Origin of the sequence: Paenimyroides aestuarii, assembly GCF_024628805.1 — a bacterium.
Lineage (GTDB): Bacteria > Bacteroidota > Bacteroidia > Flavobacteriales > Flavobacteriaceae > Flavobacterium > Flavobacterium aestuarii_A.
In genome coordinates this window covers 2,703,901-2,716,750 of sequence record NZ_CP102382.1, presented here as the reverse complement: position 1 = coordinate 2,716,750, position 12,850 = coordinate 2,703,901, and the positions used below count along the sequence as shown (strand labels likewise).

12 protein-coding genes are annotated in these 12,850 nt (G+C 35.2%); 10 read left to right on the top strand and 2 right to left on the bottom strand.

The genetic code is table 11. The annotated features are described in order from the left end of the window. The first annotated feature begins 19 nt into the window (after window positions 1-19). Complete coding sequence (locus NPX36_RS13195; RefSeq protein WP_257499192.1) at window positions 20-571, top strand: sugar transferase; 552 nt, start codon at window positions 20-22, stop codon at window positions 569-571. Between the two features lie 333 nt (window positions 572-904). Here the strand turns inward: NPX36_RS13195 and NPX36_RS13190 are convergent, their stop codons facing one another. After that, window positions 905-1,174: a hypothetical protein gene (locus NPX36_RS13190; RefSeq protein ID WP_257499191.1), complete on the bottom strand. Its 270-nt coding sequence runs from the start codon at window positions 1,172-1,174 to the stop codon at window positions 905-907. Window positions 1,175-1,967: 793 nt separating this feature from the next. Here NPX36_RS13190 and NPX36_RS13185 point away from each other — a divergent pair. Continuing rightward, window positions 1,968-3,137, top strand: a complete 1,170-nt coding sequence (locus NPX36_RS13185; RefSeq protein ID WP_257499189.1) for an ATP-binding protein — start codon at window positions 1,968-1,970, stop codon at window positions 3,135-3,137. 519 nt (window positions 3,138-3,656) lie between these two features. Next, window positions 3,657-4,850 (top strand): ATP-binding protein, encoded by a 1,194-nt coding sequence (locus tag NPX36_RS13180; protein ID WP_257499188.1) that lies wholly within the window; start codon window positions 3,657-3,659, stop codon window positions 4,848-4,850. A 327-nt stretch (window positions 4,851-5,177) separates the two neighbouring features. On the opposite strand, the gene NPX36_RS13175 is transcribed toward NPX36_RS13180, so the two are convergent. Continuing rightward, the gene (locus tag NPX36_RS13175) at window positions 5,178-6,350 is read right to left on the bottom strand and encodes a proline dehydrogenase family protein (RefSeq protein ID WP_257499187.1); all 1,173 of its coding nucleotides are present in this window, start codon (window positions 6,348-6,350) and stop codon (window positions 5,178-5,180) included. A 75-nt stretch (window positions 6,351-6,425) separates the two neighbouring features. On the opposite strand from NPX36_RS13175, the gene aroB reads away from it, so the two are divergent. From aroB to NPX36_RS13140, 7 genes are all read left to right on the top strand, one after another. Continuing rightward, window positions 6,426-7,493 carry a 3-dehydroquinate synthase gene (gene aroB / locus NPX36_RS13170; protein ID WP_257499186.1) on the top strand — a complete coding sequence of 356 codons (1,068 nt, stop codon included), beginning with the start codon at window positions 6,426-6,428 and terminating at the stop codon, window positions 7,491-7,493. Window positions 7,494-7,759: 266 nt separating this feature from the next. Then, window positions 7,760-9,157 (top strand): type III PLP-dependent enzyme domain-containing protein, encoded by a 1,398-nt coding sequence (locus NPX36_RS13165; protein ID WP_257499185.1) that lies wholly within the window; start codon window positions 7,760-7,762, stop codon window positions 9,155-9,157. 110 nt (window positions 9,158-9,267) lie between these two features. Next, window positions 9,268-10,239 carry a deoxyhypusine synthase family protein gene (locus NPX36_RS13160; protein WP_257499184.1) on the top strand — a complete coding sequence of 324 codons (972 nt, stop codon included), beginning with the start codon at window positions 9,268-9,270 and terminating at the stop codon, window positions 10,237-10,239. Window positions 10,240-10,320: 81 nt separating this feature from the next. Continuing rightward, a complete protein-coding gene (locus tag NPX36_RS13155) occupies window positions 10,321-10,752 on the top strand; it encodes a DNA primase (RefSeq protein ID WP_257499183.1) in 432 nt (143 codons plus the stop codon). A gap of 132 nt (window positions 10,753-10,884) precedes the next feature. Beyond that, window positions 10,885-11,433, top strand: a complete 549-nt coding sequence (gene pyrR, locus NPX36_RS13150; protein ID WP_257499182.1) for a bifunctional pyr operon transcriptional regulator/uracil phosphoribosyltransferase PyrR — start codon at window positions 10,885-10,887, stop codon at window positions 11,431-11,433. A gap of 31 nt (window positions 11,434-11,464) precedes the next feature. Continuing rightward, complete coding sequence (locus tag NPX36_RS13145) at window positions 11,465-12,391, top strand: aspartate carbamoyltransferase catalytic subunit (protein ID WP_257499181.1); 927 nt, start codon at window positions 11,465-11,467, stop codon at window positions 12,389-12,391. A gap of 114 nt (window positions 12,392-12,505) precedes the next feature. Continuing rightward, on the top strand, window positions 12,506-12,832 hold the full coding sequence (locus NPX36_RS13140; protein WP_257499180.1) for a ribonuclease Z: 327 nt from the start codon (window positions 12,506-12,508) through the stop codon (window positions 12,830-12,832). Window positions 12,833-12,850 lie beyond the last annotated feature (18 nt).

Here is a 12,850-nt window from a genome sequence, read left to right as displayed (position 1 = left end):
TCTCAAACCTCAGTATTTTATGATACGCTTTTTCGATTTTCTATTTTCATTCTTCGGAATATTGTTTTTACTGCCAATAATGTTGGTATTATACATCATTGGCTTGTTTGATACGGGTTCGCCTGTTTTTAAACAAGAGCGTGTAGGTAAAAATAAAAAGCCATTTACTTTGTATAAGTTCCGCACCATGAATGTGAAGGCACAATCGGTGGCTACGCACTTGGCGAATACCGCAGAAATCACAAAATTTGGCAGTTTTTTGCGAAAATCTAAGCTAGACGAATTACCGCAATTGTTCAACGTGCTTTTTGGCGATATGAGTTTGGTGGGACCGCGCCCAAATTTATTCAACCAAACCGAATTAATCGAAGAACGTGACAGCCGTGGTGTTTACAACGTAGTTCCTGGTATCACTGGGTTGGCACAAATCAATGAAATTGATATGTCAACTCCTAAAGAGTTGGCAATCAAAGATGCCGAAATGATTAAAAGCTTAACGATTGTAGATTATTTTAAATACATCTTCGCTACCGTTGGTGGTAAAGGTCAGGGAGATCGAGTGGTGAAGTAACTAAGAACTAAGTAACGAAGTAACCAAGTCGCTAAGTAATGTGGTGATCGAGACTAAAGGATATAGGTGTTTAGGCGATGAGGTTAAAGGGATAGTGTCTAACTTTTATGCTTATAACCCTAAAAACTAATAATAAATCACTGTTTTTGTGGTTATAACCTAAAATAATGATTTTAAGTCCAAATTAAATTAGGATATCCAAACTTTAAAAGGGTATATTGTATTGCTGTATTTTGTATACTGTATAGTGTATTGTTGTGTATTGTATATCGTAAAGCTGAGATAACATCACTCCACAAAATTCCCCCCTTTGGAGGGGGATTTGTTTAAAGTTTAAGGTTTTGTTTGCTGTATAGCGTATGAATGTATATTGTATTGTTGTATAATGTACTGCTGTAATAATGTATTGCTGTAATAATGTATTGCTGTAATAATGTATTGCTGTAATAATGTATTGCTGTAATAATGTAGTTCATAAAGCAATTTTGAGAAACCTTTTAATCTGTGGTTGATTTGTTTAAAGTTTAAGGTTTTGTTTGCTGTATAGCGTATGAATGTATATTGTATTGTTGTATAATGTATTGCTGTAATAATGTAGTTCATAAAGCAATTTGAGAAAAACTTTTAATCTGTGGTTGATTTGTTTAAAGTTTAAGGTTTTGTTTGCTGTATAGTGTATAAATGTATATTGTAATGCTGTAAAATGTATTACTGTATAATGTATTACTGTATAATGTATATCGTAAAACAGAGATAACATCCCTCCACAAAACTACCCTCTTTGAAGGGGGACTAAAGGGGGATGTGTTTTTAAATGTATATTGTAATGTTGTATATTGTATTTCTGTAATAATGAAGCTCATAAAGCAATTTGTGGCAATGAATTATTCTGTGGTTGATTTGTTTAAAGTTTAAGGTTTTGTTTGCTGTATAGCGTATGAATGTATATTGTAATGCTGTAAAATGTATTACGGTATAATGTATTACGGTATAATGTATTACTGTAAAATGTATTTTGTATAACAGAGATAACATCCCTTCACAAAACTCCCCCTTTGAAGGGGGACTAAGGGGGATGTGTTTTTTAAATGTATATTGTATGTTCAGGTGATGTGGTAAATTGATTAATTCGTGTGAATTTTTTAACCTGGTGTTCACTCGTTTACTGCCTCACTTGCTTACTAGTTTAAAGTTTAAAGTTGGAGTGAAAAGCGGATTCAACTGTTTACTTACACTTTTTTACATTATACAACAATACAATTTACAATATACATATACAATGAGTGCAGGGGGTACGTAATGTATAATGTATTTTCGCACTATCGCAGTGCAAAAAACGATAAAAATTGCACGCACTTAGTGCAAAATAATGTATATTTGTGAAAACAATCTACAAATGGATGCTTTATTAGAATATTCTAGTCGGTTGATTGCTGAAGCAAATACCGATTTTAGGCGTTATTTATATGAGCAGATTAACTGGCAAAACAGATTGGTTGGGCTGATTGGTCCTCGGGGTGTTGGCAAAACTACCTTGGTTTTGCAGCACATCAAAAATAATCTCAACATTCATCAGACATTGTATGTTACTGCTGAAGACTTTTATTTTGCCAAAAATCGCTTAACAGATCTGGCGAATAATTTTGTTAAATTGGGCGGTAAAAATTTATTCATAGACGAAATACACAAATATCCCGATTGGTCTAAAGAGCTTAAATTAATTTATGATTACCATAAAGACTTAAAAGTAGTTTTTACGGGTTCTTCTGTGCTTGATATAAAAAAAGGCAGTGCTGATCTTAGCCGTAGAGCAGTAGTTTACAACATGCAAGGATTGTCTTTTCGGGAGTATTTAGCGCTATTTCATCAAATAAAAGTTCCAAAATTTACTTTGGATGAAATCGTAAATCATCAAGTTGATGTGCCACAAATACCACATCCGTTGCCTTTGTTCGCTGATTATTTGAAAAAGGGGTATTACCCTTTTGCTATCGAAGACGACTATGATTTGAAATTACAGCAAGTTGTCAATCAAAGCCTAGAAATAGACATTCCGGTATATGCCGATATGAATATTTCAACAGGTAGAAAATTGAAACAACTCTTGGCAATTGTAGCAGAAAGTGTTCCGTTTAAACCTAACATGAGTAAAATTGCTGCGATGCTAAACATTAGCCGAAACAATATTGCCGACTACCTTCTTTATATGGAAGAAGCCGGAATGGTAGCGCAGTTGAGAGATGAAACAAGCGGAATTCGTAGTTTAGGAAAGTTAAACAAAGTCTATTTAGACAATACCAATTTGGTTTATAGTTTAGCCAAAGAAAACCAAAATATCGGAAACGTTAGAGAAACATTTTTTCTTAATCAAACAAAAATAAATCACCCAATAGTTTCTTCCACATTAGCAGACTTTAAAATTGATACAATGGATTTTGAAGTCGGCGGAAAAAACAAAGGTTTAAAACAAATTAAAAATGCCGAAAAAGGTTTTATCGTCAAAGACGGCATCGAAAGAGGTTTTTTAAACACCATTCCCTTATGGCACTTTGGGCTGATGTATTGAGTCGAAAGTCGAACAAGTAACGAATTGTTGAACTGATGAATTGTTGAACTGATGAATTGACGAACTGATGAATTGACGAACTGTTGAACAGTTGAACTGACAAACTGTTGAATTGATGAGGTTTAAAGTTGCTATCACCTTAATCAGTCTTTTTTTCAAATTTCCCCCTTTGAAGGAAGACTAAGGGGATGTGTTTTTTAAATGTATATTGTAATGCTGTAATAATGTATTGCTGCAATAATGCAATTCGTAAAGCAATTTTTGAAAACCTTTTAATCTGTGGTTGATTTGTTTAAAGTTTAATATCTAAAGTTCTTATAACCAAATCAACATTTAACCATCTAACAAGTATCGTAGTCATTTATGTATCGAGATAAAAAAGTAATACAATTTTGTACATAAAATGTTCTTTTAAAAACACACTTTTTATCAAAAAACGTTCTTTTAAAAATACACTTTTATGGTAAAAACGTTCTTTTTAAAGAACTTTTTGTGTATTTTTGTTAAAAGTAAATTGCTATGGAAGCACTATTTCAAAGTTATACACGTTTGCTGAATTCGGTAGAAACGAAGCACTACCGCTATTTGTATCATCAAATTGATTGGAGCAATCGTTTGATTGGTATCAAAGGCGCAAGAGGAACAGGTAAAACAACTTTATTGTTACAGCATATTGTCGAGAATTTTTCGGATAAAAGTAAAGCGCTTTATGTTAGTTTGGATAATATTTGGTTTGCTCAAAACACGCTTTTAGATTTGGTAGATTATTTTCAGGCACACGGAGGCACGCATTTGTTTTTGGATGAAGTGCACCGCTATCCCAACTGGTCTGTTGAACTCAAAAATATTTATGACAGTTATCCCGATTTGTATGTGGTTTTTACCGGTTCGTCTATATTGGAAATCTACCGTTCTAATGCCGACCTTTCCCGAAGAGCCGTGACGTATCATTTGCAAGGATTATCGTTTCGAGAGTTTCTAAATTTTGAAAACAACCTCAATTTAAAACCATTTGCATTGGAAGATATTTTGCAAAACCATCAAAATATTGCAGGAGAGATAATCGCTAAAATCAAAGTGTTGCCCGAGTTTAAAAAATACCTCGAATATGGTTATTATCCGTTTTACAAAGAGGGGATAAAAGTATATCCGTTACGATTGCAAAATGTGGTCAATACCATTTTGGAAAATGATTTGCCAGCAGTAGAAAATATTGAATATGTTACCGTGCACAAAATAAAAAAAATGCTGATGATTGTGGCTTCGTTAGTGCCTTTTTCTCCGAATGTTGCCAAGCTCAGTGCTGAGATAGAAACCAACAGAGCCAATGCGGTTCGCTACCTGGATTATTTACAAAAGGCAGGACTAACGATCAATTTGATGTCTTCTAAAAAGGGAATGAGTTTGATGAATAAACCTGATAAAATGTACCTTGATAATACCAATTTGCAATATGCGTTAGCTATTTCTGGTGTAAATGAAGGCAATTTGAGAGAAACATTTTTTGCAAATCAAATGAATGGATTGCATCAAATGAGTGCTTCAAAACAAGGCGATTTTTTGGTGAATGATAAATACCTATTTGAAGTGGGAGGAGCAGGGAAAAGCTTTAAACAGATAAAAAATATTAAAAACAGTTTTATTGTAGTGGATAAGACAGAAACGGGATTTGGAAACAAGATCCCACTTTGGCTTTTCGGATTGATGTATTGATGTGTTTTGTATTGCTGTAATAATGCAATTCGTAAAGCAATTTGAGAAAACCTTTTAATCTGTGGTTGATTTGTTTAAATTTTAAGGTTTTGTTTGCTGTATAGCGTATGAATGTATATTGTAATGCTGTAAAATGTATTACTGTAAATGTTTATCGTAAAACAGAGATAACATCACTCCACAAAACTCCCCCTTTGAAGGGGGACTAAGGGGGATGTGTTTTTTAAATGTATTTTGTATTTATGTTTATCGTAAAACAGAGATAACATCACTCCACAAAATTCCCCCTTTGAAGGGGGACTAAGGGGGATGTCAGCATTTATCTATTTACTTCGATCTTCTTCGTTTCAGTTCTTTATCCAGCAAATCCAACTCGCGATTGGTTTGTCCGGCTACCGATGTGTTTTCGTTGGCACGGCGAATTAAATACGGCACCACATCATATACTGGTCCAAAAGGCAAGTATTTCGCCACATTGTAATTGTGATTGGAAAGATTATAGCTGATATTGTCACTCATGCCGTACAACTGTCCAAACCATACACGTTTGTCTGTATGTGGAATGTTGTTTTGGGTCATTAAATCCATCAATAAATAGCTGCTTTCTTCATTGTGAGTACCAGCAAACAATGCCATTTTATTCTCTAAATTCTCAGCAATATAAGTCATGGTTTTGTTAAAAGTAGCATCGGTTTGTGCTTTGGTAGCACAAATAGGCGATGGATATCCCTTTTCTTCTGCACGTGCACGTTCTTTTTCCATATACGCACCACGAACTACTTTAAAACCCACATGAAAACCTTCACGAAGACCAACAGCATGTGTGTTTTTAACAAAATCAAAACGGTCCCAACGATAGGTTTGTGCCGTGTTAAAAACAATGCATTTTTCTTTGTTGTATGTGCGCATCATATCCAAAACCAAATCATCGGCAGCGTCTTGCATCCAGCTTTCTTCCGCATCTATCAGCAACAAAACATCTTTTTCATAAGCTGTTCGGCAAATCAAGTCAAAACGTTCAACCACTCGGTTCCATTCTTGCTGTTCGGCATCGGTAAAAGCTTTGTTTTCGCCCTTTTTTTCAAATAGAAAAAAACGACCCACACCAGTTGGTTTAAAAACCGCAAATGGAATGGCTGCTCGTTCTTTGGCAAATTCAATGGTTTTCAGAGTCATTTGCAATGCATGGTCAAACTGCTGTTCGGTTTCTTTTCCTTCCACAGAATAATCTAAAACCGACGATACGCCTTTGGTGTACATTTTATCAACCACCTTTAAACAATCTTCTTCGGTAACACCGCCACAAAAATGATCAAAAACAGTAGATTTTATCAACCCTTTCACAGGCAGATTGGTAGAAATGGCGAAATTGGTCAACGAAGTACCCAATTTTACCAAGGTGTTGCTGCTGATTAATTTGAATAAATAATAGGCCTTATTTAATTCGGTATTGTTTTTTAATGCAAAAGCAACCGCGGTATTATCAAATATCTTTTCCATTTTGGTTTAAAGTTGTGCTGCAAAGATACAATAGTTCTAAAAATTGATTTATTTTTACAGCAAATTTTTTTAAGCATGCACATACAAGCATCTAATTATCCTGTTTTTTTTGGAACCGACTACTACGCAAGGCTGTCGCAGTTTATTGGCGAAAAAAAATACAGTAAAGTGGTACTGTTAGTTGATGAAAACACGGCGAAATATTGTTTGAATACCGTATTGCAATGGTTGGCGATTGATGTATCCTTTGAAATTATTGAGATAGAAGCAGGCGAAGAGAACAAAACCATTGAAACCTGTAATGCTGTTTGGGAAACTCTGGTGGAGATGAACATAGACAGAAAAGCACTTCTTATAAATGTTGGCGGCGGAATGGTGTGTGATTTGGGCGGATTTGTTGCGGCAACCTATAAAAGAGGAATCGATTTTGTGAACATACCAACAAGTTTACTGGCAATGGTTGATGCTTCGGTTGGTACAAAAACCGGGGTGAATTTAGGCGGATTAAAAAACATGGTGGGCAGTTTTTCACAACCGCAAATGGTTTTGATTGATGCCGCTTTTTTGGAAACGTTGCCGGGAAACCAAATGCGTTCGGGTTTGGCAGAAATGTATAAGCATGGATTAATTGCCGATGCATCTTATTGGAACCAACTGAAAAATTTGAGTGAATTAACCACCGAAGATTTGTTATTGCTAATCTACCATTCGGTTTCGATTAAAAATGAGATTGTTTTGCAAGATCCTTTTGAAAAAAACGTTCGGAAACTGCTTAATTTTGGGCACACTTTAGGTCATGTAATTGAAACTTATAGTCATTCCGGAAAAGGAATTGCTCCTTTGCTACACGGCGAAGCAATTGCTGTGGGAATGATTTTAGAGGCTTTTATTTCGTATAAAAAGAACTTGTTAACAAAAAAAATATACGCAGAAATAAAAGAAACTTTAACTTTGATGTTTGAAAGTGTTGTTTTTACCAAAAATGATATAGAAATTTGCTGCAATTTACTGATACACGACAAGAAGAACGAAAACGGCAATATACAGTTTACGCTCTTAAACGAAATTGGGAGCGGCGTTATTAATGAAACGGTTGAAACTGCTATGATTTATGATGCTTTCAACGATTATTTAACAAATTAGTTTAAACGTTATTACATTTTTTTAGTGAACAAAACTTGTAACATTTACAGCAAAAAAATAATTAAACCATTCCTAAAAATCTCGAATTGGGTTCAAAATCAATGGGGAGCATCTAGCATGGGATACAAACCTTTAAAGGCAGTAACCAAGAATCAGATGTATCACGAAAAACTCTCGATTGCTTTTGCCAATATCCGGGTTTGAAAAATGTATTCATAAACAAATACACACCACCCATTATTAATTTTTAACGCAGGATTTTTTTTATGAATACTAAATATTTCGACTTAATAAACCAAACTTTTTATTTTCCGCAAGAAGAGTTTACATTAAATAAAGACCATTTAATGTTCCACAATATCGATTTAATGAAATTGGTAGAACAATACGGAACACCTTTAAAATTCACATACCTTCCGCAAATTTCAAACAACATCAACAAAGCAAAAGGTTGGTTTAGAAAAGCAATGGAAAAACACAAGTACGAAGGCAATTACTACTATTGCTATTGTACTAAAAGTTCGCATTTTGAATATGTAATGAACGAAGCTTTTAAAAATGATATCCATGTGGAAACATCATCGGCTTTTGACATTAATATTGTAGAGAATTTATTGGCAAATGGCAAAATCAACAAAAAAACGATTGTAATTTGCAACGGTTTCAAGCGCGACCAATACGTGGAGAATATTGCACGATTGATAAACGGCGGCCACAAAAACACCATTCCGATTATTGATAATTACGAAGAATTGGATTTGTTGCAAGAACGCATAAAAGGAAAATTTCAAATCGGAATCCGCATTGCATCAGAAGAAGAGCCTAAATTCGAGTTTTACACCTCGCGTTTGGGAATTGGTTACAAAAATATTCTTCCTTTCTACAGAAAAACCGTAGCCGAGAATACGAATGTAGAGCTTAAAATGCTGCATTTTTTTATCAATACCGGCATTCGCGACACCGCCTATTATTGGAACGAATTAGGAAAATGTTTAAAAGTGTACACCAGCCTTAAAAAAGAATGTCCATCGTTAACAGGATTAAACATTGGCGGCGGTTTCCCGATTAAAAACTCGTTGAATTTTGATTACGATTATGCTTATATGGTTGATGAAATCATTAATCAAATAAAAATGGCGTGTGAGGAAGCCGATGTGGACATGCCGAATATTTTTACCGAATTTGGTTCGTTTACAGTAGGTGAATCGGGTGGAGCCATTTATAAAGTGTTGTATCAAAAACAACAAAACGACCGAGAGAAGTGGAACATGATCGATTCGTCTTTCATCACTACTTTACCCGACACTTGGGCAATTAACAAACGCTTCATCATGTTGGCTGTTAACCGCTGGAATGATTCTTATGAACGCGTTCTTTTAGGTGGATTAACCTGTGATTCAGATGATTATTACAATTCAGAACAAAACTGGAATGCGATATATCTGCCTAAATTCAACAAAGAAAAACCTTTATACATTGGCTTTTTCAATACGGGTGCCTATCAAGAAACCATTGGCGGGCAAGGAGGCATTCACCACTGTTTGATTCCGCAACCCAAACACATATTGATAGACCGCGATGAAAACGGCATTCTGGCAACCGAAGTTTTTTCGGAACAGCAAACCGCAGACGATGTTTTAAAAATATTAGGTTATAATAAATAATAATTTCCCGATTTATAAAGAAGATAATTTGCAGATTAGGTAATTAGCAAATAAACAATTTTAAAAATCAACAAACTTTAAACAAAGAAAACTTAAACAAGAATAAAAATATGAAAGGACCCATTTCGCAATTTATCGAACATAATTACCGTCATTTCAATGCTGCAGCTTTGGTTGATGCCGCAAAAGGTTATGAACAACATTTATTAGAAGGCGGTAAAATGCTTATTTCTTTAGGCGGTGCCATGTCAACAGCTGAATTAGGCGTTTCGTTGGCAGAAATGATTCGTCAGGATAAAGTACATATTATTTCGTGTACAGGTGCCAATTTAGAAGAAGATGTGATGAATTTGGTGGCACATTCGCACTATAAAAGAATACCTAATTGGAGAGATTTAACACCGGAACAAGAACGCGAATTGTTAGACACGCATTTTAACCGTGTTACAGATACCTGTATTCCTGAAGAAGAAGCTTTTCGCCGTTTGCAACAACATTTAGAAGATGTTTGGCATGCTGCAGAAGCAAAAGGAGAACGCTATTTACCACATGAATTTTTGTATCAAGTTGTGAATTCTGGCGTGTTGGAACAATATTATGAGATCGATCCAAAAGATTCATGGATTGTTGCAGCAGCAGAGAAAAATTTACCAATTGTTTGTCCGGGTTGGGAAGATTCTACCACAGGAAACATCTTTGCAGCAAACGTGATCAAAGGAAATTTACAAGCATCGACTGTAAAATCGGGTATTGAATACATGATTTATTTAACAGAGTGGTACCGTGCCAATTCAGCAGGAAAAGGCGTTGGGTTTTTCCAAATTGCAGGCGGAATTTCAGGTGACTTCCCAATTTGTGTGGTTCCAATGATGTATCAAGATTTAGAATGGGAAGATGTACCTTTCTGGTCGTATTTCTGTCAGATTTCCGATTCTACCACTTCTTACGGTTCTTATTCAGGTGCCGTTCCAAATGAGAAAATTACTTGGGGTAAACTAGACATTGATACACCAAAATTTATGATCGAATCAGATGCAACAATCGTGGCACCACTTGTATTTGCTTATATATTAGGACAATAAAAAAAATCAAAAAAAAGCTTCAAAACATTTGCATAATTCCGTGTAGCTATAGTATTTTTGAAGCACCTAATTACTACAATAATGAAACGAATAATTGTTGATTACGCAAAATTAACAAACGAAATTTTAACCCTGTTAGTTGATAAATTTCCTGACGGATACGACGATGCAGACGTTATTCAGTTTACCAATGCAAAAGGCGAATTAATTGAAGCTGTTGAGGTGCGTACAGAAGATACCATATACTTAGTGAAAGTAAGTACAAAACTGCAAGACCGAATTGAAAACTTTGAAGAAGAAGAGGAGTTGCCAGCCGTTGATTCTATCAATGTGAAAGATTTAGACATAGACGAAGACGAAGAAGAGAGTAAGCCTAAAAAAGCATCAAAGAAAAAAGCCGACAAGCGCAAAAACGACGACGACGAGGACGAAGATTATGACTCAGACGATGATGATTTTGACGATGACGACGACTTCGATGACGACGACGATTTTGACGATGAAGAAGAGTAATAAAAAAATCTAACTTTTTTAAGTTAGATTTTTTTGCGTTAAAACATTTGTAAAGACTTGCTTAAAATCAATAATTAAAATGTAGTAAATAGCCATAAAAATTGTAAATTTACACCCAAACAACACATCGCTATGAGTTCAAAAATACTGTTAACTTCGCAAGAGGTTGATATCATCTTACATCGTTTAGCGTGCCAATTAATTGAAAAACACAACGATTTTTCGAATACCGTTTTAATAGGCATTCAACCGCGTGGAAAATTTTTAGCACAGCGTATTGCGCATATTCTTTCGGCTCATTACGGAATTGCAGCTATTCAGTTAGGGTTTTTAGATATTACTTTTTTTAGAGATGATTTCCGCCGAAGCAACAAACCATTAGAAGCCAACAAAACACAAATCGACTTTTTGGTGGAAAATAAAAACGTAGTTTTTATAGATGATGTGCTTTACACTGGCAGAAGTATTCGTGCGGCTTTAACAGCCATTCAATCGTTTGGAAGACCAAGTGAAATTGAGCTTTTGGTATTGATAGACCGTCGTTTCAGCAGGCATTTACCCATTCAACCCGATTACCGAGGCAGACAAGTAGATGCTTTTAACAATGAAAAAGTGAAAGTGCAATGGAAAGACGAAGATGCCACTGCCGATGAAGTATATCTTTTATCAAATCCCGTATAAATAATCAAAACGATTCAACAGCAAATTCAAAATGAAAGAATTAAGCGTTAACCATTTATTAGGTATAAAATACATCAATAAAAATGATATTGAATTAATCTTTGAAACTGCCGATCAGTTCAAAGAAGTTATCAACCGTCCCATAAAAAAAGTACCTTCGTTACGCGATATCACCATTGCCAATATTTTCTTTGAAAACAGCACGCGAACCAAATTGTCATTTGAACTGGCACAAAAGCGTTTGTCTGCAGATGTGATTAGTTTTTCGGCAGCACAATCTTCTGTAAAAAAAGGCGAAACTTTGATTGATACCGTAAACAATATCCTTTCCATGAAAGTAGATATGGTGGTGATGCGCCACAGCAATCCGGGAGCAGCCCACTTTTTGTCGCGCAATGTAAAAGCCAGTATCGTAAACGCAGGCGATGGTGCACACGAGCATCCCACACAAGCTTTGCTAGATAGTTTTTCAATTAGAGAACGTTTGGGAGAAGTAGGCGGAAAAAAAGTAGTTATTGTGGGCGATATATTGCACTCTCGCGTAGCCTTATCAAACATTTTTGCACTCCAAATGCAGGGAGCAGAAGTAATGGTATGCGGCCCGAAAACATTGATGCCGCGATACATTACCGATTTGGGAGTGAAATACGAACCTAACTTGCGAAAAGCATTGGAATGGTGCGATGTTGCCAATATGCTCCGTGTACAAAACGAGCGTTTGGATGTGAATTATTTTCCATCAACCCGCGAATATGCACAGCAATATGGTGTGGACAAAGTATTGTTGGATTCTTTGGATAAAGAAATTGTAATTATGCACCCCGGCCCGATCAACAGAGGCGTTGAAATTACTTCTGATGTAGCCGATTCGCAACAGTCTGTAATTTTGGATCAAGTGGAAAATGGTGTAGCAATTCGTATGGCAGTGATTTATTTACTTGCATCTAAAATAAAATAATTGTATTTTTAGAAGAAAAAGGAAAATCGCCTTACCCAAATTATTTGTTGCAAACATAAACATATAAATATATAGCGATTCCATGAGCTCCAATAAAAACATAACTGTATAAATATGAAAGTAAAAGAGAAAAATAACATTGTTGTATTTAAAAAAAGCAGCGAAGATTTTGCTGATTTTGCTGAAAAAATCATGGATCAACCCAATGTTTTCAAAGGCAAAAACATCATTATCGATTTAGAAGAAATAGCATTGCGACCGTCTGAAATTATTCCTTTTGAACCATTGGCAGTACTTCAAAAAAAACAAAAAAAATCGTTTGTAATTGTAGCCGATATTGATTTTGATGAAGTTTCAGAAGAGATAATTGTTGTTCCAACACTTCAGGAAGGTTTCGATATCATCGAAATGGAAGAAATTGAAAGAGATTTGGGGTTCTAAATCCTTTTCAGAAAAAAA

Bases quoted from the DNA above. Each gene is read 5' to 3' on its own strand.
- pyrR (WP_257499182.1), top strand. From the start codon at position 10,885: ATGAGTTCAAAAATACTGTTAACTTCGCAAGAGGTTGATATCATCTTA.
- NPX36_RS13160 (WP_257499184.1), top strand. From the start codon at position 9,268: ATGAAAGGACCCATTTCGCAATTTATCGAACATAATTACCGTCATTTC.
- NPX36_RS13155 (WP_257499183.1), top strand. From the start codon at position 10,321: ATGAAACGAATAATTGTTGATTACGCAAAATTAACAAACGAAATTTTA.
- NPX36_RS13185 (WP_257499189.1), top strand. From the start codon at position 1,968: ATGGATGCTTTATTAGAATATTCTAGTCGGTTGATTGCTGAAGCAAAT.
- NPX36_RS13140 (WP_257499180.1), top strand. From the start codon at position 12,506: ATGAAAGTAAAAGAGAAAAATAACATTGTTGTATTTAAAAAAAGCAGC.
- NPX36_RS13195 (WP_257499192.1), top strand. From the start codon at position 20: ATGATACGCTTTTTCGATTTTCTATTTTCATTCTTCGGAATATTGTTT.
- NPX36_RS13145 (WP_257499181.1), top strand. From the start codon at position 11,465: ATGAAAGAATTAAGCGTTAACCATTTATTAGGTATAAAATACATCAAT.
- NPX36_RS13175 (WP_257499187.1), bottom strand. From the start codon at position 6,350: ATGGAAAAGATATTTGATAATACCGCGGTTGCTTTTGCATTAAAAAAC.
- NPX36_RS13165 (WP_257499185.1), top strand. From the start codon at position 7,760: ATGAATACTAAATATTTCGACTTAATAAACCAAACTTTTTATTTTCCG.
- NPX36_RS13190 (WP_257499191.1), bottom strand. From the start codon at position 1,174: ATGAACTACATTATTACAGCAATACATTATACAACAATACAATATACA.
- aroB (WP_257499186.1), top strand. From the start codon at position 6,426: ATGCACATACAAGCATCTAATTATCCTGTTTTTTTTGGAACCGACTAC.
- NPX36_RS13180 (WP_257499188.1), top strand. From the start codon at position 3,657: ATGGAAGCACTATTTCAAAGTTATACACGTTTGCTGAATTCGGTAGAA.